General features: G+C 47.9%; 20 protein-coding genes and 2 pseudogenes. 8 read left to right on the top strand and 14 right to left on the bottom strand.

Annotated features, from left to right (window positions below; genetic code table 11):
• Window positions 1-85: 85 nt before the first annotated feature.
• The 4 genes and pseudogenes from JCM15124_RS13325 to JCM15124_RS05110 all read left to right on the top strand — a co-directional run.
• A pseudogene (locus JCM15124_RS13325) lies at window positions 86-2,161 on the top strand (C10 family peptidase); the annotation flags it as partial.
• Between the two features lie 149 nt (window positions 2,162-2,310).
• Window positions 2,311-2,625 carry an MBG domain-containing protein gene (locus JCM15124_RS17150; RefSeq protein WP_373277527.1) on the top strand — a complete coding sequence of 105 codons (315 nt, stop codon included), beginning with the start codon at window positions 2,311-2,313 and terminating at the stop codon, window positions 2,623-2,625.
• A gap of 338 nt (window positions 2,626-2,963) precedes the next feature.
• Window positions 2,964-3,497: a Panacea domain-containing protein gene (locus tag JCM15124_RS05115; protein ID WP_036885121.1), complete on the top strand. Its 534-nt coding sequence runs from the start codon at window positions 2,964-2,966 to the stop codon at window positions 3,495-3,497.
• A gap of 2 nt (window positions 3,498-3,499) precedes the next feature.
• Window positions 3,500-3,985 (top strand): hypothetical protein, encoded by a 486-nt coding sequence (locus tag JCM15124_RS05110; RefSeq protein ID WP_024998564.1) that lies wholly within the window; start codon window positions 3,500-3,502, stop codon window positions 3,983-3,985.
• A gap of 252 nt (window positions 3,986-4,237) precedes the next feature.
• Here the strand turns inward: JCM15124_RS05110 and JCM15124_RS05105 are convergent, their stop codons facing one another.
• Genes JCM15124_RS05105 through JCM15124_RS13315 form a run of 3 tightly spaced genes read right to left on the bottom strand, consistent with a single transcriptional unit; the run spans window position 4,238 to window position 6,225 of the window.
• Window positions 4,238-4,453, bottom strand: a complete 216-nt coding sequence (locus JCM15124_RS05105; RefSeq protein WP_024998563.1) for a hypothetical protein — start codon at window positions 4,451-4,453, stop codon at window positions 4,238-4,240.
• A gap of 50 nt (window positions 4,454-4,503) precedes the next feature.
• Window positions 4,504-5,532, bottom strand: a complete 1,029-nt coding sequence (locus JCM15124_RS13320; protein WP_084608882.1) for an alpha/beta hydrolase — start codon at window positions 5,530-5,532, stop codon at window positions 4,504-4,506.
• Between the two features lie 3 nt (window positions 5,533-5,535).
• On the bottom strand, window positions 5,536-6,225 hold the full coding sequence (locus JCM15124_RS13315; protein WP_024998561.1) for a flavodoxin: 690 nt from the start codon (window positions 6,223-6,225) through the stop codon (window positions 5,536-5,538).
• Between the two features lie 185 nt (window positions 6,226-6,410).
• Here JCM15124_RS13315 and JCM15124_RS05090 point away from each other — a divergent pair, with 185 nt between their 5' ends.
• The 4 genes from JCM15124_RS05090 (at window position 6,411) to JCM15124_RS05075 (ending at window position 11,189) form a co-directional block, all read left to right on the top strand.
• Window positions 6,411-6,845 (top strand): DUF6078 family protein, encoded by a 435-nt coding sequence (locus JCM15124_RS05090; RefSeq protein ID WP_024998560.1) that lies wholly within the window; start codon window positions 6,411-6,413, stop codon window positions 6,843-6,845.
• A gap of 293 nt (window positions 6,846-7,138) precedes the next feature.
• The gene (locus tag JCM15124_RS15020) at window positions 7,139-9,148 is read left to right on the top strand and encodes an alpha/beta hydrolase-fold protein (RefSeq protein ID WP_024998559.1); all 2,010 of its coding nucleotides are present in this window, start codon (window positions 7,139-7,141) and stop codon (window positions 9,146-9,148) included.
• A gap of 50 nt (window positions 9,149-9,198) precedes the next feature.
• A complete protein-coding gene (locus JCM15124_RS05080) occupies window positions 9,199-9,924 on the top strand; it encodes a dihydrofolate reductase family protein (RefSeq protein WP_024998558.1) in 726 nt (241 codons plus the stop codon).
• 455 nt (window positions 9,925-10,379) lie between these two features.
• Window positions 10,380-11,189, top strand: coding sequence for a helix-turn-helix domain-containing protein (locus JCM15124_RS05075; protein ID WP_024998557.1), 810 nt, complete (start codon window positions 10,380-10,382; stop codon window positions 11,187-11,189).
• A gap of 305 nt (window positions 11,190-11,494) precedes the next feature.
• Here JCM15124_RS05075 and JCM15124_RS05070 read toward each other — a convergent pair whose 3' ends face one another.
• The 11 genes and pseudogenes from JCM15124_RS05070 to JCM15124_RS05020 all read right to left on the bottom strand — a co-directional run bounded on the left by JCM15124_RS05070 (window position 11,495) and on the right by JCM15124_RS05020 (window position 22,715).
• Window positions 11,495-12,082: a hypothetical protein gene (locus JCM15124_RS05070; RefSeq protein ID WP_024998556.1), complete on the bottom strand. Its 588-nt coding sequence runs from the start codon at window positions 12,080-12,082 to the stop codon at window positions 11,495-11,497.
• A gap of 246 nt (window positions 12,083-12,328) precedes the next feature.
• Window positions 12,329-13,767, bottom strand: a pseudogene (locus JCM15124_RS13305) (NADH-quinone oxidoreductase subunit N).
• Window positions 13,768-13,782: 15 nt separating this feature from the next.
• Window positions 13,783-15,294 (bottom strand): complex I subunit 4 family protein, encoded by a 1,512-nt coding sequence (locus tag JCM15124_RS05060; RefSeq protein WP_024998555.1) that lies wholly within the window; start codon window positions 15,292-15,294, stop codon window positions 13,783-13,785.
• A 4-nt stretch (window positions 15,295-15,298) separates the two neighbouring features.
• Window positions 15,299-17,323: an NADH-quinone oxidoreductase subunit L gene (nuoL, locus tag JCM15124_RS05055; protein WP_024998554.1), complete on the bottom strand. Its 2,025-nt coding sequence runs from the start codon at window positions 17,321-17,323 to the stop codon at window positions 15,299-15,301.
• Window positions 17,324-17,332: 9 nt separating this feature from the next.
• Window positions 17,333-17,641 (bottom strand): NADH-quinone oxidoreductase subunit NuoK, encoded by a 309-nt coding sequence (gene nuoK, locus JCM15124_RS05050; RefSeq protein ID WP_004361841.1) that lies wholly within the window; start codon window positions 17,639-17,641, stop codon window positions 17,333-17,335.
• The gene (locus JCM15124_RS05045) at window positions 17,638-18,177 is read right to left on the bottom strand and encodes an NADH-quinone oxidoreductase subunit J family protein (RefSeq protein WP_024998553.1); all 540 of its coding nucleotides are present in this window, start codon (window positions 18,175-18,177) and stop codon (window positions 17,638-17,640) included. Before JCM15124_RS05045 ends, nuoK begins: the two co-directional genes overlap by 4 nt.
• A gap of 16 nt (window positions 18,178-18,193) precedes the next feature.
• Complete coding sequence (locus tag JCM15124_RS05040; RefSeq protein WP_024998552.1) at window positions 18,194-18,727, bottom strand: NuoI/complex I 23 kDa subunit family protein; 534 nt, start codon at window positions 18,725-18,727, stop codon at window positions 18,194-18,196.
• Window positions 18,728-18,767: 40 nt separating this feature from the next.
• Complete coding sequence (gene nuoH, locus JCM15124_RS05035; protein WP_024998551.1) at window positions 18,768-19,862, bottom strand: NADH-quinone oxidoreductase subunit NuoH; 1,095 nt, start codon at window positions 19,860-19,862, stop codon at window positions 18,768-18,770.
• Between the two features lie 46 nt (window positions 19,863-19,908).
• Entirely contained in the window at window positions 19,909-21,483 is a 1,575-nt protein-coding gene (locus tag JCM15124_RS05030) for an NADH-quinone oxidoreductase subunit D-related protein (protein WP_024998550.1), read from the bottom strand.
• Between the two features lie 18 nt (window positions 21,484-21,501).
• Window positions 21,502-22,374, bottom strand: a complete 873-nt coding sequence (locus JCM15124_RS05025; RefSeq protein ID WP_024998549.1) for an NADH-quinone oxidoreductase subunit B — start codon at window positions 22,372-22,374, stop codon at window positions 21,502-21,504.
• Window positions 22,365-22,715 carry an NADH-quinone oxidoreductase subunit A gene (locus JCM15124_RS05020; protein WP_014708334.1) on the bottom strand — a complete coding sequence of 117 codons (351 nt, stop codon included), beginning with the start codon at window positions 22,713-22,715 and terminating at the stop codon, window positions 22,365-22,367. Before JCM15124_RS05020 ends, JCM15124_RS05025 begins: the two co-directional genes overlap by 10 nt.
• Between the last annotated feature and the right edge of the window lie 266 nt (window positions 22,716-22,981).

Here is a 22,981-nt window from a genome sequence, read left to right as displayed (position 1 = left end):
TTCTCAATACCGCAGATAACGGAAAACCGAGCAGCAAATGCAGTTCGTTTCCCCATCTGATATTTATTTTTTAAACATATAATATATGAAAATTAAACAAAACCTATTCGTAGCCTTTGCGCTTCTGATGCTCGTGCCTGCGTTTGCATGGGCGAAGCCGCGTACAAAGGCAGAAATGAAGAAGACTGCTGCAAGTGCCATTAATCTGCAGACCACACTTGGCAAGCACAAAACGAACGCTCCACAGCAGGGCGGAAAAAGAACGGCAAACCTGTTGCGCGAGCTGAAGCACACCAACACGTACACCGTGTTCGGATATACCGATGGTGGCTTTGCCGTAATCTCGGCTGACGACCTTGCGCCCGAACTGCTTGGCGTATCGGAATCGAACTTCGTAGAAACTGATAACCCTAGTTTCAAATGGTGGCTGAAGGCTATCGACGAGGTCATAACCCACGCTGTGAAGAACAACAAACCGCTGAATGTCATCAAACCGGACCCATCGAAGTATGCTGCCGAAGTGCCAACGTTGCTCACAACAACGTGGGGACAGCAGATGCCTTACAACAAACTGCTGCCCAATACGAAGAGAGGACGACTGATTACAGGCTGTGTGGCAACGGCAACAGCGCAGGTACTCAACTATTTCAAGTATCCGGTGCGAGGCATAGGCTCACACACGGTATATTATCCGGTCAACGATCCCAGCGGTATCGCTATCACTGCCGACTTCGGAAACACCACTTACGACTGGGCAAACATGAAGGACAATTACCGCGGCAATTACACCGAAGCTGAAGCTAACGCTGTGGCAACCCTTATGTTACACTGTGGCGTGTCTACCGAAATGCAATACGGCGGTCCCGACACGGGTAGCGGTGCATTTATGACCGACTGTGCTGCAGGTTTGCGAACCTATTTCGGATTTCCCGAAGCAACACACATTGTTCGTGCCGACTACACCGACGAACAATGGATGGACATTGTTTTCGGCGAACTTTCTAAAGGACGCCCACTCATCTATGGCGGTGTAAGTCCCGGCTCTATGGGTGTTGATGCCGGACACGCTTTTGTAATCGACGGCTATAACAAAGCCGGCTTGGTGAGCGTGAACTGGGGTTGGAACGGCGAAGTCGATGGTTACTACAAGATAGACTTGCTTAATCCGGACAATATGTACTCTTTCACTGCCGAGCAAGATATGATTAGAGGCGTTTACGGAGCAGCCAAAGACCTTGTGAAGCGAACCATAAACCTACCCGAAGCAGGCGTATTGGCAGACAGCATACCTGCCGATATGCGCGAAAAGATAGGCGAACTCACGCTGACAGGCGACATCAATGGCTCTGATTTCCGCGTTATCCGCGAAATGGCAGGCTGCGACTATGCTGGGAAATTCACACAAGGAGGACTCTCTATGCTCGATATTAAAGGTGCACGCATAGTAAGTGGCGGCGAAGCATATCTGAAAGACGGAGGTCTGACTACCACCAACGACAACCTTCCGGAGCGTGTTTTCTATGGCTGCAACAGTCTTAGGAAAATCGTTCTGCCAAGCGGACTCAAGACAATCTCCGATGGAGCATTCGCATTCTGTCGTGCAATCGAAGCCATTGATAACATTCCGGCCAACGGCGGCGACAATTTCGTTTACGATGGTGGAGTTTTCTACACCAAAGACCGCAAGGAAATCATCAGCGCAGTTCCTTTTATGAAAGACGACCTCGTTGTTTCAGAAGGCATAACCACCCTCCACAACTACGCCCTTGCAGGCTGCGCAGGCATCAAACGCCTCGTATTGCCTAAGACCATCACCGGCTTGGGCGACGAGAGTATGGCAGGTTGCCACAGCCTTTCCGAAATAAAGATATTCGCACAGCAACCGCCAAAGGTGGGTAAAAACCCACTGCTCAGCAGCCGAATCAATTCCATCGTTCTGCGCGTTCCTATCGATACCAAGAAGAATTACAGAGGTTGGGCAGGAATACCAACCAAAAATATAAAGGAATTCGGCAGCATTGTAACTGTACGCAACACCGTTCGTGCATACGGCGAAGCCAATCCGAAGTTCGGCTACTCTGTACGTGGCGAATACTTCGAGGGCAAACCGGACATCACTTGCGAAGCCACAGAGAAGTCGCCGGTGGGCAAATACGACATTAAAATCGACTACGGAACCATCACCGACAAGAGTATACAGCTTGTAGGGGGCGTCCTCACCGTTGATAAGGCTACCCTCACGGTCAGCACCGACGACGTTACACGCCAAGAAAGTCAGCCAAATCCGGAGTTCGTTCTCCATTACAGAGGATTTATGAACAACGAAAACGAACAGGTGCTCACCGTCCGTCCGACAGTGTCTACCACGCAACCGAAGCCAGTCCTGCGGGCGAATACGACCTTGTCATCAGTGGTGGCGAAGCACAGAACTACAAGTTCAGCTACAAGAACGGCAAACTCACCATTCTTACAGTTGCAGGTATCGACCATGCCAATGCCTCTGACACAGCCACACCTCAAACCGTCTACTCCGTTTCAGGTGCTAAGGTCGGTACAACCGCATCTCTTTCTTCACTTCCTCGCGGTGTCTACATCGTGAACAAGAAGAAAGTAGTTGTGAAATAAACATTCGTGAAACCTCAATAAGTTGTTTTCAATAACAACCTATTGAGGTTGATGCTGATAAAACAACTCAAATGGGCTGTTCATAAAAGCAACAACCCATTCATTTGACAGATATATTGGTGTCCGCAACAATCTTTTTGCGGGCACCAATCGTAAGGTATTCTATATGCAAGGACCGATTCGACCCGTTTCTAAATCTACACTATGAAGAGGCAGGGAATAATGTCATAAGATGATTTTCTTGCACGATTAGTTGGCGATAAGGGATATTTTATGTAACTTTGCAACATCGAAACAATGAAAATAATCTAAAATCCAAATATCTAAAACAGTGGGAAATGAGAACAGTTGATATTAAAGACTATGCTACCTACATTGGTATTACCATGCTAATGAAAGGAATTACGGTAAGCCCGCTTAAGTTACAGAAAATCCTGTACTATGAGCAAGCATGGCATATGGTGGGCTTCGGCAGAGAGAATACACTGTTCGAAAATGCTCCTGAAGCATGGGTGAATGGTCCAGTTTACCCTGAAATCTTCCATATATATAAGAATAAAGTCCCTGGAATGTGCGAGCATCTGAAGTATGAAGACTTCGATACAGATGAAAAAACAGCACAAAAGAGAGCTATTGAATTAAAGGAGAGCATGCAACTCAATAAGGAAGAGATTGATTTAACTGAACAAGTGATTATGCTGTATGGTACTAAGACACAAAATCAACTCATCTTATTAACACATAGCGAGAAGCCTTGGAGTGAGAAAAGAGAAGGTTTGATGCCATACGAGTATTCGAACACCTCCATTTCGTTAGACACTATGCACGGCTACTACAAGGAACGGTACGACCGTAATAGAGCGAAAAAGTAATTATGATACAACTTTCTATTGACGATACCGACGATTTAAAGCCGGTAAGTTTGGGTGAACGGTTAAGCAATGAAGATCTTGTAGACTCTCAATGTCAATGCATCTCTATTCAATATAATGCAATTGACCTCGGAGAAACAGAGTATGGATTCCATAAGCCTTTTGAGGGAAACGAAGCTAATTTGTACTTTGAACGTATGAAAGAGTTCTCTGAAAACACGTTGAACGAGATAAAAGAGAATGCCGGGCATAAGTTGCATTTCTATAGGACTGACGTTCGGGGAAACTTAAAAAAGGTGTTTGACGCTATCGATCCGAAGATAGCGAAAGTTAATCCACTGATTTTTCACTTTGCTCTCGACCCTAACAACACGAATTATGCGAGTCGAAAGAAAAACGTTCGTAATCCGCGGGTATACTTTATGGTGGGAAAACACGGCATGATACATATTCTATTCTTCGACCCATATCACGAAATTAATCCATAGCATAAAGAATATCAACAACAGATACATATGAGAACACTTACCAAATAAGTTTCATTCACTTTGTAAATATAATTCTGACGAAAAGCAAGAATTTCGATTTGACATTGCGAAAGCGTAGGCTTTGCAATGCGTTGATAGATAGAGCGTTATGCAATAATTACGCTTGCGAAAAATATTTGTGTTTTTATCATCTTCTTTCCATTCCTTTCTCGTTCCTCAAAAAGTGCGTTTTGTAGAAGTCGATATAGTCTTTCAAGAACCGGTGCGCACCGTCGAGAGCCGTCTTGGGGAAGCCCTCCGTGCGTGCGTATGTGCCTTGCAAGGCGTCTGCGGTGCGTTGTTATCATCAATTTCTTCATTCTTCTCGTTTTCTTTAATGTCATCTTGTTGTTTAATTTCCTTGGTAATAACGGTCAAGCTGTTGCGATGTTCGGCTGTGGGTGTGGCTTTGACGATGTCTTTCAGCATTTCATATTCGGCTGTATAGCAAGTGCCTGACTGTATCTTACCCTTAGCGGTTATGGGTTTGACCTTTTCGGAAAGAAAAATGGCAGGGCGTTGTAAACATATTCCGTCATCGGTCGGTATTCGTGTCTTGCACCGTCTTTCTCGTGAAAGCTCATGTTTTGCAGATTGAAGAAGCTGCCTGCCGAAGCCATTCCTTCTATCTGATTGAGCGTCTCGCGGTAAGCGGAGTCGCTTGTGCCGCTGGCTGCCCAGATGTAGAAGTCGCTTGTGCCGTAGCCCTGTTGCTGTATGCGTTGTTCCAAATAGCGTGATGTCTCTGTCGGGCGATTCATTCCGGCAAAGGCACCGAGCGACCAGCTGTCGCCACTCATAGGTAGGAACCATCGGAACATCGAGAGCGTTTCGTCGAGCGCATACCACGTGGTTACGCCACCCATGGAAAATCCGCCGATGGCACGATGATGTCGCGAGGCTGTCAGTCCGACCGAGTCTGCCGTTAAGGCATACGTGCGGTATCGGCTTTCGACGACCGGTATCAGGTCGTGCTGCAACTCTTGGGGCAATGCCCTGCAATATCGGTCGGCATCCACATAGTTAGGCGTGGGACGTCCGTAATTATAGGTAGGCGTAACGACGATGAGCGGTTCAATGTCGGCATGTTCAATCATGTTGTCGAGCACCTTGCGCAACAGTCCACCGTCGGCTGTGAGGAAGGTGGAGGCGTCGCCATAATGTCCGTGCACCAGATAGAGAATGTTGTATCGGCGACCGGTATCGGCATCGTAGCCATAGGGCAGATACACGTTGGCTGTATTGTTGCGGGCTGCGCCTGTACCTTCGGCATAATCGCGAGTGGCGTACTGCAGCTCTACCACCTGTCCGCGCTGCTTTGCCTCTTGCTCGTAGGCGTCAGGATAAGGTGTAGTCTTGCTCACAAGGGTGGTATAGTGCTGCGGTCTTTCGTCTTGCGGTTGCTCGTCCTGCTGCGGTTCGGGCGCAGGAACAACCGATTCCGCCCCTTCCGAGCATGATACCAAAGCCACAACGAACAACGCAAGGATTAGACTTTTACTCTTCATAATTTACTTGACGTAGAATTTCTTTCCTCTCATTATATATATTCCCTGTGCAAGCCCGTCGGTATTGCCGTTGTCGCTCACCTTTTGTCCGTTGAGGTTGTATATGCTGCTCTGCACCGGTTTGTCTGTCTTCTCGACACTGCCTATTGCCGTGGATTCTTGGTCTAATCCTATTCGGCGGAGCCATGCGCCGATGGCGTTGCTGTCGTAGCTCGATGCTCCGCTGACGCCCAAGCCTTCGAGATGGTTGGAATTGGGTGTGGCGTTCACGATGTCGTTGAGTGTTTCGTAGGCAGCCGTGTAATAGGTGCAGAAAGGTATGACGGTTTTGCCGGCGAAATTGTATGTCTCGAGAAAGGTGTGCATTATCATCGGTGCATCGAACCACCAGACGGGGCAGCCCACGAAGATGTATTCGTACCGGCTGAAGTCTTGGTTGGTTTCTTTCAGTGCAGGGCGCGCGTTGGTTTCTTTTTCGTTTCGTGCGATGGTGTATGCCAGCGTGTTGTAGTCTGTGGGATAGGGAACGGCAGGTTCGATGCGATAGATGTCGGCACCTGTTTGTCTTTGTATTTCCTCGGCAAGTGCTTTTGTGTTTCCTCCCCAGCTGAAGTATGCCACGAGAATGTTGCTTGCCTGCATTGTGCCGACTGCTGCCAGCATGATGACGATTAGTAAAATTGACTTTTTCATATTTCCAAAAGTTTTAAATGTTGATTGATACGGCAAAGATACGCTGTTTGTTTCTGATGCGTTTTACACAAAAGTCGGCTGTTGGGAACAATTTTTCAGAAAATGAAAAAGTCGGCAACTTTTCCCCGCAATCGTTTTGTCGGTAGCCAATTAATATGTAAATTTGTAATCAAAGAAATGAAAACATGAAACTAACTTATCAACAAATACCTTACGGTTGGGCGTTCTGCTTTCTCAACCAATGCGCCCGAAAAGACGAATGCCTGCGCTATCGTGCCGGGCTGACCATTCCCGACGATTGTGATACCGCCAACGCCGTTACGCCGACGGTGCTGAAAGGCGGCACGTGCCCCTTGTTCAGAAAAATGGAAACCATACGTGTTGCCGTCGGCTTCGAGCACATTTTCCACGACGTGAAGGCGCGGCACGCTCCCTACCTGCGTTCGAAAATCACAGACTATCTCGGTGGAAACGGCACCTACTACCGCTACTTGCACGGCGAGCGGGCACTCACGCCGGAGCAGCAAGAATGGATTTGCGACCTTTTTCGTGAGTATGGCTATAACGAGAACATTGTCTTCGATGCCTACGAAGAGCGTTTTCGTTTCTACGACGACTGACGATTGGAGGGTTACTTACATCATATAATCGGGTTACTTACGTCGGATAGCCGAACTACTTATATCATATAATCGGATTACCAATCGGTGGTAATCCGATTACAGAACGATGGTAATGCGATTACAGACCTATGGTAATCTTATTACCAACGGTTGGTAAAATGGTAAGAAGCGTACCGTGATGGAATGCAATCCGATATTTCTCCGAAAAATGAACGGGAAGCCGACTTTTGTGTAAAGGCGGTTTCCCGTTTTCGTGCTAACTTTGCCGCCGAAACCAATAAGTAGAAAAGATGAAGAAACCTATTTCAACAATCGCATTCTTTGCCGCATCGGCACTTTGCTGCGCGGCATGTTCGGACAACCCCTACACGCCCGAAAACGAAAACGGCGACAATACGCCCCAGAAAACCGTCATGCAAACCACAACACCCGTGCCGCCGGCTTACTTTCAGTCTGCCGCCGAGCAGGGACGAGTGGAACTGATGCACTACGAATCGAAAGACTACACCCGCGCCGACCGACCCACAACGCGCAAACCGGCATACATCTACCTGCCCTACGGCTACGATGCCTCGAAGAAATACGACATCATCTACCTGCTACACGGCTGGACGGGCACTGCCGAACAATACTTCGGTCTGCCCGGTATGCCGCAGATGAAGAACCTCTTCGATAATCTCATCGCGCAGGGACTGACGAAACCCTTCATTGCCGTGTCGCCCACGTGGGACAAGGACAACCAAGCCAAAGGCTGGGGCGAAAGCACGCAAGAGGCAGCCGTGTTCTCGCAGGAATACATTAACGACCTCGTGCCTGCCGTGGAGAGCCGTTACAGCACCTACGCCGAAACCACCGACGATGCCGGACTGCTGGCTTCGCGCAGCCACCGTGCACTGGGCGGCTTCTCGCTCGGAGCAATCACCACGTGGTACGTCTTCGAACAAGCCTTCCCTTACACCCGATGGTATCTGCCCATGAGCGGCGACAACTGGCATATCGAGATGTATGGCGGACAAACACACCCGCAGGAAACAGCCGCATTCTTGGCAAATCTCGTGAACGCATCGCCCTATAAGGACGATTTCTACGTGTGGTACGCCGTGGGTAGCGACGATGTGCGGCTGCCACAAACCCACAATCAGGCAATGGCAATGGCAGAACTCAGCGAAACATTCAACGCCCGCAACTTCTCGTACCACCAGAAACCGGGCGGCAGACACGACTTTAACGCCGTGTGGGAATTTTGTTACCACGCCCTGCAATTCTTCTTTCCCAAGGAAAATGCCCGGCCGTCCAAGACTTATACTCGGACAAGCCGCATCGACGACGTAATGGCTGACCCCTCTTTTGCCGACTTTGGCAGGCTGATATTCCCTGTAAACCGCGATTATTGGAGCGGCGAGACCCTCGAACAGCTGCAACTCACGTGGTACAACTACATCAATGCCGACAAGACGGTTGAGATAGTGAACTACATGAAAACCCATGCAGACGCAGGCAATCGCATCTTTTACGACATATACACGGACGAAGAGAAAGCTGCCGACCCGCAAAAGCGCAACACCGGTCTGTTCTTCTTCCGCGGAAACAAGGGTGCACCCTTTGCCATCTGCAACGCCGGCGGCGGATTTGCCTACGTCGGGGCAATGCACGACAGCTATCCCCACGCACTGGAACTATCCAAGCTGGGCTACAATGCCTTTGCGCTCATCTATCGTCCCGGTGCACAAACGGCTTTGGAAGACCTTGCCCGCGCCATAACATTTGTTATCGACCACGCCGAAGAATTAGGTGTGCGCACCGACGGCTACTCGCTTTGGGGCGGAAGTGCCGGTGCACGAATGGCTGCCGCATTGGGCAACGCCGACAATCTGCGCCGGCTTACGGGGCGAACCGACATTGCACAAGCCGCTGCCGCGGTGATGCAATACACGGGTTATACTGCCACGTCGGCAACCGACGCACCCACTTACGCCTGCGTGGGCACCGCCGACGGCATCGCATCGTGGCAAACCATGCAGCGTCGCCTGCAAACGCTCGCGGCTTTGGGCATTCCCACCGAGTTTCATGCCTACGAGGGCTTGCCCCACGGCTTCGGATTAGGGCAGGGAACAGTCGCCGAAGGCTGGCTGAACGATGCCGTGCGCTTCTGGCAAACGCAATCGGGCGTAACGAGAATTAAGCCGACCACGGCACGCACAGCAAAAGACGACACCATATATACAGTGAACGGCATGCGGCGCAACAGTCTGCAGAGAGGCATCAACATTGTGAACGGCAAGAAAATCGTAAAGAAATAGCGCATAGATGCACAAGTTGTAGAATATAGAAAGACTATCGTAAAATAAAAATGAGACCATATATCATTTGCCATATCATGGCACCGGTGGACGGAAAAGTGGACAACAGCCGATGGACAGCTCCCTATAAAGATTATGACGAAAGCGAAATAATGGAGCAATATCGCGACATAGGGCAGCGATTGGCTACAGACGCATGGCTCTTCGGAGCGGCTACCGTCAGGCAGTTCTTTCCCGAACGGTTTGATGGCTGTGCCTGCCACGTGGCTTATCCCGACCAATTGCGCACCTTTGTGGGCGACTGCGGCAGTCGGCGGCAGATGATTGCTCTCGTGCCGGAGGGCGATGTGCGCTTCACAACCAACCAATTGCGTGGCGACAACATCATTGCCGTACTGTCTGAATGCGTCAGTGCCGACTATCTTGAGTTTCTCGAAGACATGCAAATAAGCTATATCTTCGCAGGAAACGATGGCATGAATCTCGACAAAGCCATGGAAACTTTGCAGCGCGACTTCGGCATTCACCGCTTGTCGCTGCAGGGAGGGGGCATCGTCAATGGCAGTTTCTTCGCTCATGGGCTTGTCGATGAATTGAGTATTGTAGTCAGTCCACAACTCGATGGGCGGCAGGGCGCACCTTCCATCATAGAGTATTGCGGTGAGGAAGCCGACCGGTTGCAAGGTCTGACGCTCCGTCTCCTCGACGTAGAGCGGCTCAATGCAGGTTGTGTATGGTTGCATTATCAAGTACGGCAAGCTGTTGGAAGAACTTGAACTTTAACGTGGGTTCGGTATAAGAAAGCAGATAAGCAGGCTGTCTCATAGGTGTTTTTGTGCAAATCCGCTGATGAAACAGTGAGAAATTTTTCGTTTAATCTTGTAAAGATAATTCTGTTAAAAAGTAACAACTGCGTTTTGACATTGCGAAAGCGTAGGTTTTGCATCGCAAAACCTACGCTTTTACCGTGCAAAACCTACGGTTTTGGAACGCAAAACAATAGGTTTTGCAAAACGTTGATAACGAGATGGTTATGCAATAGTTATGCTTGCGAAAAAAATTCACGCTTTTATTGTCTGCTTTCCGTTTATGAAATAATGTGAATTGGTGTAATAATTTGAGGACAAAGATACTGAAATCGAGGAATTGCGTCAGGAAATTGTGCCACAATTCTTTGTAGTATAAAAAAAAAGCTTATCTTTGTTGCCATAAGGTCAATAAAATAAAGCTTATGCCATTCAACAGAAACAACTTAATCGTAGAGCATGGACTCGAACGTCTCGGTACGGTCGGAATGGAAGATTATGTGGCGCACATTATTTGCATGCGTGGAAGGTTTGACTTTACATTTGATGGAAATCCGTTCTTGCTAAAATCGGGAGAAGCAATGATTGTTGGCATTCAACAGTTGTTGGAGAAATTGCAGCCCTCTGCCGACTTGGAAGCAATGTGTATCTATGTGAAAAACGACTTCTTGGAACTATGTACGCCCCGCAGCAACTATGGCATGAAAGGCTCGCTGGCACTCTATTCCTGTCCTGTGATGCAAATGGACAAAGACAGATTTGAACAACTTCGGCATGACTTCGTACAGATAGAGCAAAGATTGCAAAACATCGACAATCCTTTTCAGGAAGATGTGCTGATATGCGCTACGCAAATGATGTTTCTCGACTTCTTCGATATACACGCAGCACTAAACGGAATGGCAAACATTTCGTTTCAAGACACCGACATTATTGCCCGTTTCATGCAGATGCTTGAACGCGGCGACTACGTGAAAAACCGTGAAGTGGGCTATTATGCCGACAAATTGTGCGTAACACCGAAGTATCTTTCAGAAGTGACCAAGGATGTTAGTGGGAAGACAGCCAACTATTGGATTTTGCGTTTCACTATCGTTCACATACGGCGGCTGCTGAAAGAGCGTGAAATGACGTTTACCGAAATCTCCGACCTCTTCGATTTCTCCTCGCCTGCCTATTTCAGCCGCTTCGTGCAAAAGCATTTTGGAGTTTCTCCAACAAAGTTTCGAGAGTAACCCTATTTTATGGTTTGCAAAGCGTTGGTATCGAGAGAGTTATTCTATAGATAGACTTGTGAATAATTTTTATAACTTTTATGCTGTTTGTTAGATATAAGTTGGCAAGCAGCAACAAGTGGTAGGGGCGTGGTTTATCGTAATTCAAACACCCGATTTTCTTATAGTTGTTCTTAAGTATGCTTTGTTTTAAAAACGTAATAAACTACATTCTTACGCCCAATTTCTCTTACTTGTTCTTGTGTATGCTTGTTTTTAGGAACGTGATAAATCAGTTTTTACCATATAACCAATGAGTTGTGGGCTTACCATTCTATTATGCTGTCGTCGTTGGAGAGTATGGGCTGAGCGTTTTCGGTGTCGATAAAGAGGAGACTGTAAATGTAGTTGTAGAGCCGGGCGTCGTATTTCAAGGAAAACCGGACGGTGCCTCCGTCTACGGCGAAGATGGTGATGAAAGGGTCGGCAGCCAACTGCTGTTGGGCTTCGCGTGGCAAGAGGTGCGTGTCGTAGTAGTTTTCAAAGATGGGCGCACCATAATGAGAGCGGTAGAAGTTGGTCAGAATTTTGTAACTTCGCAGCGGGTTGTTTACATTGATGAGATATACGTGCAAGGTGTCTACCTTTTCGGTGTGGCTTTGTCCTACTTCGACGATGCACGGAATGTTTTCGAAGCGTCCGCGAAACACAGTGTTGGCTTTGTTGATGGGCAGGCGGAGTGCGGCGGTTTCGGGCTTGAAACCTTTTGCAACGAGCGAGTCGGCAAAGGCTGCAGCGGTGTTGTTGAGGGAAATACCGCTGAAAGTAATGTGCCGGCGTTCGGCTGTTGTGGGGCTTTGCGCCAGTGCGGGGGTGCAGAGCAGCAGGAAGGCAAAAACTAAAAGTTGCTTCATGTAGTTATAACGTGGTTTTAGGCCGGATATTATGAGTGTGGTAAACCGGAGCTTAGCCTTTTCCAAGGGTGCCGGGAGCCGGGGATTCCTAGAACCTTAGGTATTCTAGGGGCTCTAGGAATACTAGTTTTCTAGAAAATCTAAGTATTCTAGAAAAACCACACACGCTAACAGCCATAAACGAAACGCCCAAAGGAACCTTTCCTTTGGGCGTTTCGTTATAATTTAAAATGTATTTTTGCTTGCTTAAACGGCTGCTGCAATCCATTCGTAAACGCAGCTGAAGACACCGAAAAGCACGATGCCGGTTGTGCAAACGGCAAGGGCAAACTTGGTGTTGTTGTCGCTCTTGAAGGTTGGCATAGGTGTATCGCATCGGGTGATGTACATTGCCTTTACTATCTTGAGGTAGTAGTAAAGCGAAACGACGGTGTTTATCAGTGCAATGAACAGTATGCCGTAAATCCAAGCACCTTCGGTTGTGGTGATGTCAGCTCCCTTTACGCCCGACATAAAGACGAAAAACTTGGAGAACATACCTGCAAACGGAGGTATGCCACCGAGCGAGAACATAGCAATGGTCATAAGAAAACTCAAACGCGGATTGGTTTTGTAGAAACCATTGTAGTTTGAAATTTCGGTCTTGCTGCCATTGTTCTGCTCTACAACGGAGATAATGGTGAACACAGCCATGTTGGCAACCACATAGATAAGTACGTAGTAGCTTAGCGATGCCACCGATGCGTCCCAGTTGTTGCCCAATGCAGCAAGCATGATATAGCCTGCTTGCGAGATGGAACTGAACGCCATGAAGCGTTTCAGCTCGCCTTGGCGGATAGCGAAGAGGTTGGCAATGGTGATGGAAAGTGCAATGACAATCATCATAAGTACATGCCAGTAGGCTATCATACTGCCGAAGACGTGGAACAGAATGCTCAACAGGGTGAAAGCGGCAGCCCCTTTAGAGATTACGCTGAGGTAGCCCGTAACCGTGTAGGCGCACCTTGGTAGGTGTCGGCTGTCCAAAAGTGGAACGGAACGAGCGAAATCTTGAAGCCAAGACCGCTGAAGAAGAACACCAAACCCATGATGGTGAGCGGTGTAGCCTGCATATTGGCAGCAATATCGTCGAAATACATTGTGCCGTAAGCTGCATAAATGAAGCTGATACCATAGAGCATTACACCGCTTGAGAAGGTTGCAGTGAGAATGAACTTGGCTGCTGCTTCGGCAGAATTGTTGCGATAGGCATCGAAGGCAACCACGCACGCCATCGGCACAGATGCCATTTCCAAACCAAGGAAGAACATTAGGAAGTTGCCCGCGCTCATCATTGTGTTCATACCCAATAGGGTTGAAACGACCAGCATATAGAACTCGCCCTCTTTTCCGCTCTTTGCTGCCCATACGCGGCTTTGCAGCACCACGATGAACGTACCGAAAGCGAGGATTGCTTTCATAACGTTTACCGCAGCCGAAGTAACATACATGCCGCCAAAGGCTTCTTCGGGCTGCATCGGGAGCAGGCAAACGATGGTGTTTGCAAGCAGGAGCGCACAAGCCAAAGGATTGAACCACTTGCGTTCTTCGGTCTTTGCTGAAATAAAGTCAGCAACGAAAAGGATTATCAGAACGGCAACAAGACTTGCCTCCGGAATCATTTTAAAGAAATCAGTATAATTCATTTTTTTGCTACTTTATTAAAGATTACCTAAATTTGGAACGTATGCGATGATGTGGTCGAAGATAGGACCGACAGCATTGATAATCATATCCTCGAAGAACAGTGGGAAAAGTCCGAGCCCTGCAACACAGAAGATGAGTCCTGCAACGGCGAAACGCTCGTCCCAAGTGGCATCGTGAAGCTCGTAGAACTTTTGGTTAGGAATGGTTTGGAACAAAATCTTGCCCACCACGCGCAGAATGTAGACTGCCGTAACAACGATTGATGTGCAGGCAACGAGCGTACAAACGCGGTGGAAAGTACCGCCATTCTCGAACGAACCTACGAAGATGGTCATTTCGGCAACGAAACCTGAGAAGCCCGGCAAACCGAGGTTAGCCAAACCGGCTACTACATAAGAAACGGCAAGGAAAGGTATTACCTTCATCAAACCGCCAAGGTAGCGAACGTCGCGTGTTCCTGCGCGGTGGTAAATCATACCGATGCAGGCGAAGAACAAGGCTGTCATCAAACCGTGTGAAAGCATTTGGAGGATTGCACCCGTGATAGCGGTCTGCGTTGTCATAAGCAAAGCGAAGAGCACCATACCGCAGTGAGACACCGAAGAGTAGGCGTTGATGTATTTCAAGTCGGTCTGAACACAGGCAGAAAGTGCACCGTAAACCACAGAAATGGTTGTGAGAATGAGGAAAACAGGTGCCCACATCTCGAGTGCGTCAGGCATAATGAACATGGCGATGCGCAAACAGCCGTAGCCTCCCAACTTCATCAATACACCTGCGTGGAGCATTGACACAGCCGTAGGGGCTGAAGCATGACCGTCGGGCGACCATGTGTGGAATGGGAACAACGCACCGAGAACACCAAAGCCGATGAACACGAACGGGAAGAAGATGTTTTGAACCTCTTTCGACATTGCGTGCATCTTTGCAAGCTCTATAACGTCCATGGTAGAGCCGCCACTGAAGTAGTAGATACCGAGGAAACCGAAGATAAGCAAGCCGGAACCACCCATCAACATAAGGGTCAGCTTCATGGCTGAATATTCCTTTGCACCTGTTCCCCATACACCGATGAGAAGGTACATAGGTATCAATGCCACTTCGTAGAACATGAACATGGTGAACATATCGGTTGAGATAAAGAAACCGAATACACCCGATGACAGCAGTACGAACCAAAGGAAGTACTCCTTCTTCATCGGTTCAAGCTGCCAACTGGCAAACGTACCCGTGAAAACAATGATTGCCGAAAGCAAAATCATTACCACGGAGATGCCATCGACACCCACTGCAAAGGCAATGTTGAGCGGTTTGAACCACATTACAGAGTTTGCCAATAGCATGGAATCGGTATTGCCGGCTGCCCGCTGTTGAACAAAATATACGGTGAGCCATATAGCACCAATCAACAAGGCAGAGGCTCCTGTTACCATCACGCCGCGTACCTGATTGTCGTTCTTAGCGACCCAAAGGCCGAAAAGCATCAGTACGGGGATTATTACAAATATTGTTAAAATCCAACTCATCTCTTTATATCAAGCAAAGTATTACTAATGTTAAAGCCACGGTTCCTGTAATGAACCAAATTGCATAATGGCGAACGTCGCCACTCTGCCAAGGACGAATGCTCTCGCCTGCCTCTTGAGTTCCCCAAGCAAGGAAGTTGAACGTACCATCGACAACTTGACGGTCGAACCAAGCAATAGGAATAGAGAAGCAACGGAAAACAATCTTGTGGGTAAAGAACTGCCAAGCGTTGTCGATATAAAATCTGTTGAGGGCAGCCTTGTGAAGTCCCGGCATGCGTTTGGCAAGTTTGTCGGCAACAGGATTGTCCTTAGGCATGTACATCCATGTAGCAAGGGCAATGCCGATGGCAGCTGCCAAAAGGCTGAACCAAGCTACACTTGAGAAGTGGAAGTGCTGCAAGTGAATGTCGGCACTCTGACCTGTTGCTGAAACGAAGTGTCCGAATGGAATCCAACCTGCAAAGATGGAAATGATGGCGAGGAATACCAACGGTCCCCACATAACGAAAGGAACTTCCTGCGGACGGCGACGGTTCTCCGGATCTTCCTCGTAGTACGACTTGCCCCAGAAGATAACATAGTACAAACGGAACATATAGAAAGCTGTCATACCCGATACCAAAGTCATAAACCAGCCCAAAGCCGGAGAGAACTGGAAGCAGGCACTCACGATTTCGTCTTTAGAGAAGAAACCTGCAAGAGGCCATACACCGCTGATAGCAATACAGCCGATGAGGAAACAAGCGTTCGTTATCGGCATATACTTGTGCAAACCGCCCATGTACTCTTTAAAGTTGCTGCCAATGATGACGATGATAGCACCGGAACAGAGGAACAACAAAGCCTTGAACATGGCGTGGGTGAACAAGTGGAACATGGAAGCCATATAGCCCAAACCGCCTTCTTCGTTGTCGAGGGCATAGCAAACGCCGAGCGCAACAAGCATGTAGGCTATCTGAGAAATGGTTGAGAACGCCAAACCACGCTTAATATCGCTTTGGCAGCAAGCTACTGCAGCTGCATAGAAAGCGGTGAATGCTCCGATGTAGGCAATCCAGTGAAGTTGCTCGACAGCACCGAACTGAATGTAGATGGGGAACAAACTTGCAACTTGGAATACACCGGCAACAACCATGGTAGCAGCGTGGATTAACGCCGATACCGGTGTCGGACCTTCCATAGCGTCCGGCAACCAAATGTGGAGTGGGAACATGGCTGATTTACCAGCACCACCGATAAACATTAAGAACAATGCTGTGGGTATTGCCCAAGCTGTTGCAGGGTCGGAAGCTACATTTGTAAGTTTATCTACCAAAGTTGAATCGACAGACAGGTCGAAGTTGAACGTTCCAACATAGAAGCTGAAGAACAGAATACCCATCAAGAAGAACAAGTCGGCAAAACGTGTAACGATGAAAGCCTTCTTACTTGCATGCACGGCAGTGTGTTTTGGATAGTAGAAACCGATGAGCAAATAAGAGCAAACACCCACCAGCTCCCAGAAAAGATACATCTGGAAAACATTGGTTGCTACCACAAGACCTAACATAGACATTGTAAACAATGACAGATAGGCATAGAAACGCTGGAAACCGTGCTCGTATTCCTCGAACTTATACTTCTTATCGCGCTCTGCCATATAGCCGAACGAGTAGATATGAACCATAAAGCTGACAGTGGTAATGACGATAAGCATCATTACGCTGATAGGACTTAGACGGAGACCAATATTAAATGTCAATAACTCAGAGAACCTCAACCACGTGAAGTTGAAGACTGTAACAGTCGGGTAAACACCATTTGCCAAGCGTCCGTCTACTACATTGAAGGTCTGACCCATAGCAGTATATTCGCCTGTATAGAAGAAATACTGATAAGCAGTGTAGAGGCTCAAGGCAAAAAGCGCGCCCACAATACATGTACCGATGATACCTGCCACCGGCTTAGGCATCTTCATGCCTGCCAATCCTAAAACGATTGCGCTCAGGAAGGGGAGAAGAAGTATCAAAAATGCGTAATCAAACATAGCTTTTTCTTATAATTTCATATTTTCAATACTGTTCACCTGGTCGCTGTGCAGATGTCGGTAAACATTAATAATAATAGCTAACGCAACTGCAGATTCAGCTGCACTCACACCGATAGAGAAGATTGTGAAGAACATACCTTCGTATCCATCCGGATAGAGCAAACGATTGAAAGCTGCAAAGTTAAGGTCTACGCTATTGAGAACTAACTCGATGGAGATAAGCATCGCAACAAGGTTGCGTCGGGTTACAAAACCAAAGACTCCAATAAAAAACAACAGTCCGCTAAGGACGAAAAAATATTCTACCGGTATCATTCTTCTACCTCCTCTTTTTTCTGTTTATTCAAGATAACCAAGCCACCAATGATGCACGCAAGCAAGAAAACAGAGATGAATTCGAACGGCAAAACGTAGCCATACTTATCGGCACTCATAAGGTTTTTACCGATAACTTGCATCGAAACTTCTGTGCTTGATGTGTTGGTAGACACCAATTCAGTGAAAATCTGGTTCTTCAGGAACACACCTAACACTGTGGCAACGCCCACCAATGCGATGAGTGCTGCAAGAAAGGTGCGCTTTCCGAGCCATCTTTCAGACAAACCCTGAAGCGTTCGCTTGCTTACCAATTGAATGGCAAATACATACATCACGGTGATACCGCCGGCGTAAATGCTGATTTGTGCAGCACCAAGGAATGTATAGTCAAGCAGGAAATAAAGCCCTGCTACGCCAAAGAGCACGAACAGCAATGCTGTTGCAGCCCGCATGATGCGCTTTGTAGACACGCAGAATACTGCTGAACCGAGTATCGCTACTGCCAAAATCGCAAACACAATTAATTTAGCCATAACTTTATCTCCTCTTTTATTTGGTTTTAGTGTTAAACGTTCCTACTTCCCAATCGGCTCCGCCATCGATAAGATTAGGCAGCGAACCGCCTTTGTAAACCTCTTCGTTCAGATGTACCAAGAGTTGCGAACGGTCGAAAACTGCGTTCTCGAAATCGTTTGTAAACTCAATGGCATCAAAATTGCAGGCATTTACGCACAGTTGGCAGAACATACAGTCGCCGAGGTCGTACTGATAGTCTAAAAGTGCACGCTTCTTTTTGCCGGTTTCGGGGTCTTCGCGCATTTCGCTTGCTATGCGGATAGTGCCGTTGGGGCATGCTTTCTCACACATCAGGCAAGCAACACACTTATAGTTTTCGCTTTCATCACGCTTAAAAACCAAGCGTCCGCGGTGGCGTTGGGCAACGTGCAGCGTTGTTTTACGGTTTTCAGGATATTGCTCGGTAGACTTTGGCGTGAAGTATTCCTTCATGGTTGTTTTCAAACCGGTAGCCAATGTCTTAAAAGCATTTCCTATTTCACCGAAATATGATTCTTTTTTTTCCATTAGAATAATGAATTCTTAATTTCTACTTTATGATAGCCTTTTATGCGATTGTGAATGTCCAGCCGAATGCTACGCACACTGTCATAAGCACCAAGATAACAAGGCTCAGCGGCATAAGGTATTTCCACTCGAGCTTCAGTATCTGGTCTACACGCAGACGTGGGAATGTCCAGCGTATCCACATAAGAAGGAATACTACAACAAAGGTCTTTCCGAGAAACCAAACGATGCCGGGAATGTAGTTCATTATGGCGTCGAAGCTTTCGATACCTATATTGATAGGTGCCCAACCACCAAGGAAGATAGTTGCGGCAAGCCCTGAAATCACAAAGAGATTGAGGTATTCTGCCAAATAATAGAAACCGAAGCCCATACCGCTATACTCTGTGTGATAGCCGGCAGTAAGTTCGCTCTCGGCTTCTGCCAAGTCGAACGGCCCGCGGTTCGCCTCTGCGTTACCTGCAATGCAGAACACGAGGAAGCCGAGTACGGCAGGGATATGGCCTTGGAAGATAAGCCACTGCCACGGACCTGTCTGTGCTTCGACGATACCTGATATTTGCATGGTGCCTGTAAGTATAACGGCTGAGATGATGCAGATACCCAACGAAAGTTCGTAGGAAATCATCTGAACGGCGGCACGCATAGCCGAGAGCACGGAGTACTTGTTGTTACTTGCCCAGCCGGCGATGAAAACGCCGAGCACACCGATAGAGCTGATGGCTGTTACAAGGAAGATGCCCACGTTGAAGTCGAGTATTTCCGCGCCCTTGTTCCATGGAAGGAACGAGAATGTTCCGATTGATGCTGCTATTACGAGGAAAGGTGCAAGGTAGTAAAGCAGTTTGTCGGCTTTATCTACGGTGAAAATCTCCTTGATAAGCATTTTCAACACGTCGGCAAAGACCTGCAGCGTACCCCACCAACCTACACGGACGGGACCGATACGGCACTGGAAATAAGCACAAACCTTACGTTCCATGAAAATGAGCACGATGGCAAGCACGGCATAGCCAATGATAATTGCCAAGCCTACTACCACACACTCGATAAGAATGGCACCGAAATTGCCAAGCCCCAAGGTGTGCCTCAGCAGCTCGTCGAACCATCTTGTTACTATACTAAAATCGAACATGTATATGATTTATTTCTTATTCATTACTTAATATATTGTTTCTCTCTTAGCGGTCGATGTCGGGAATGACAAAGTCGAGTGCAGCACCGGTTGTTACAAGGTCGGCAATCTTTTGTCCTTTCAACATTTTGTCCATGGCACCCACCAGCGTCAGTCCCATCGGACGGAACTTCAAGCGGTACGCGCTCTTGTCTCCGCGTGAGTCGAGGTATGCGCCGAACTCGCCGCTTGCTCCTTCCACGGAGAAGTACCATTGTCCTTCGGGAACTTTGATGATAGGTTTCTGCTTGATGTAGAAGTCGCCTTCGGGAATGTTATCGATGAGTTGCTCGATGATGTCGAGGCTCTGATACATCTCTTTGATGTGGCAATAGTAGCGATCCATAGAGTCGCCGCCGGTCATAACCACCTCTTCAAAGTCCACTTTGTCGTACACGGCGTATGGGTGATATTTGCGAACGTCGTTGCGCCAGCCGCTTGCACGACCTGCAGGACCGGTAACACCGTAGCTTATGCAGTCTTTTTCGTTCATCGTACCAATGTTTTCAAAACGCTGGTGTGTGATAACGTTGTCGCCAAACACATCGAGATACTCCTGAATCATCGGGCGCAGATACTTGCAAAGTTTCTTTGTGTTCTCCACGAAGTTAGGGTCGATGTCGTCTTGCAAGCCTCCTATTCTGTAATAGTTCTGAATAAGTCTGCCGCCTGTGGTTTCTTCCATCACGTTCAACACGTGTTCGCGGTCGCGCATGCCGTAGAGCATACCCGTGAGTGCACCCAAGTCCTGTGCGCAGCACGATGTGTAGAGCAAGTGGTTGTCGATGCGCTGCAATTCGTCCATGATGGTTCGAATGTACAGAATGCGCTCCGAAAGTTCTATGCCCATTGCTTCTTCGATGACGCCTACCAATGCGTGGCGGTGCATCATCGCCGAAAGGTAGTTCATACGGTCGGTCAATGCGAGTGTCTGCGGATAGGTGTACGATTCGCACATCTTCTCTATGCCGCGGTGAATGTAGCCGAGGTGTGGATAGATGCGCTTCACGTTTTCGCCGTCGAGCACGGTCTGCAGTCGCAATACACCGTGGGTTGATGGGTGCTGAGGACCGATATTCACCACGAAATCGTCGCTTGTGAACAGCTTGTGTGTGGTGGCGGTCAGTCGTCCGTCGGCGTTAAGGTTCCATTCGGTGGTTGTGTCCACTTCGATGTCGTCTTCCGTGGTGTACATGTTCTTCGCCGGATCCATGTCGTAGTCCTTGCGAAGCGGATAACCCACGAAGTCGTTTCTCAGGAAGAGGCGGCGCATGTCGGGGTGTCCGAGGAATTTTATGCCAAAGAAGTCGTAAACCTCACGCTCCAGCAAGTCGGCATCAGCCCATAGGTTGTACACCGATGGTACGACGTAGTTTTGCTCCACCTGCTTTGCAAGTTGCTTTACAGAGCAGCGTTCGTGTGTTTGCGTATTTTCAAGTATATAGATACAGCCAAGACCTTCTTCTGTGCCGAAGTCTTCTCCTACTATTGTAACAAGGTAGTCGAAATGCTGTTCCTTTTTCAGCTTTGCCATTTCGTCGGCAAAACGTTCAAAACCAAACTCTTTGTTTTCTAATTTCATTTTTCCGTACCTTATTTGTTAGTTAGCTGCTGTATTGTTGTCGGTAGGCTCTTGTTTTGGGGTTGCTTCGTTTAGCTTGTCCAATTCCTTGCCTAACTTTTCCACATCGTTTTTCGTTACAGGCTTGTCTACGACGATGGTTTCCTTCTTCGGAGCTGCCGCAGCGGGTTTTGCAGCGGCAGGGCGTGCCGGCTTTGCAGCAGGCTTCTTGCTTTCTGCCCATTCTGCTTCGCGCTTTTCCTTTATGTCTTCGGCTTTGATGCCGAGTTTTTCTTCAAAGATAAGTGCCTGATTACTCTTGCCGAGCTTGCTTTCCTCTGCTGTTTGCTTGTGGTTGGCACCGCCAAAGAATTTCTCTATCTTCACTTTGCGTTGCAATTGCATCATACCGTATATGATGGCTTCGGGGCGCGGAGGGCAGCCGGGAATGTAAACATCGACCGGAATAATTTCGTCGATGCCGCGCATTACGTGGTAGCTGTCCTTGAAAGGACCGCCCGAAATGGCGCAACCGCCTACGGCAATCACGTATTTGGGCTCTGCCATCTGGTCGTACAGACGTTTCAGAGCCGGTGCCATCTTGTTCGTTATCGTACCTGCACACATAATCAGGTCTGCCTGACGTGGCGAGTTGCGGGTTACTTCAAATCCAAAACGAGAGAAGTCGTAGCGCGCACAGCCCACTGCCATGAACTCAATGCCACAGCAAGATGTAGCAAACGTGAGCGACCACAGCGAGTTGCTGCGTCCCCAGTTTATGAGCTGGTCGAGATTGCCCAACACAAGGTTCGTACCCCCATCGTTCAGGTCGTTTGCCATCTTCTCCAAGGTGTCGTTGTCCTTCCACTCCTCGTAAGGCATAGCCTTGATTTTCGGTTTTCTTATTTCCATTCAAGAGCTCCTTTCCGCCAAGCGTAAGCCAAGCCAAATACCAACACCAACATGAAAAATCCAATCGTTGCCAATGCCAAAACGCCGTATGTGTTCACCACAACTGCCCAAGGGTAGAGGAAAACAGTTTCAACGTCGAACATCAGGAAAAGGATTGCAAACAGGTAGTAGCCCACGTGCATCGGCAACCAAGACGTGCCGTAGGTAGGAATACCACACTCGTAAGGTTCACCCTTCGTCGGATTGTAAGAACGGGGGCCCAGCAGTTTTGCAGTAACGTATGCTGCAACAACCAAAAAGGCTGCCGTTATGAAGACGGTGATTAAAAGTGTAAAATACATAAATTTATATAGCTATAATAATATTACATTTTGTTAATGTATAAGATTTTTTTAAAGCGATTGCAAAGATACGAAATTAATTATTAAAGTTGCAAGGAAAATATAAAAAAAAGCTGCCTTTTGGCAACTCAACTTTACAAATCATTGTTTAAGGCAGGTTCCGAAATTTTGTCTTTGCAGTATTTCTGCCTTCTATCCGTGCGGTTCTTTCCTTTCCATCTTGTTGGAGAATAGTCTTGCCGCCTATCTTCCCGCTTTTCGTTGCT

This window comes from Prevotella falsenii DSM 22864 = JCM 15124, assembly GCF_000613945.1.
Lineage (GTDB): Bacteria > Bacteroidota > Bacteroidia > Bacteroidales > Bacteroidaceae > Prevotella > Prevotella falsenii.
The sequence above is the reverse complement of the archived record's forward strand: the minus strand, read 5'-3'. Positions and strand labels throughout refer to the sequence as shown.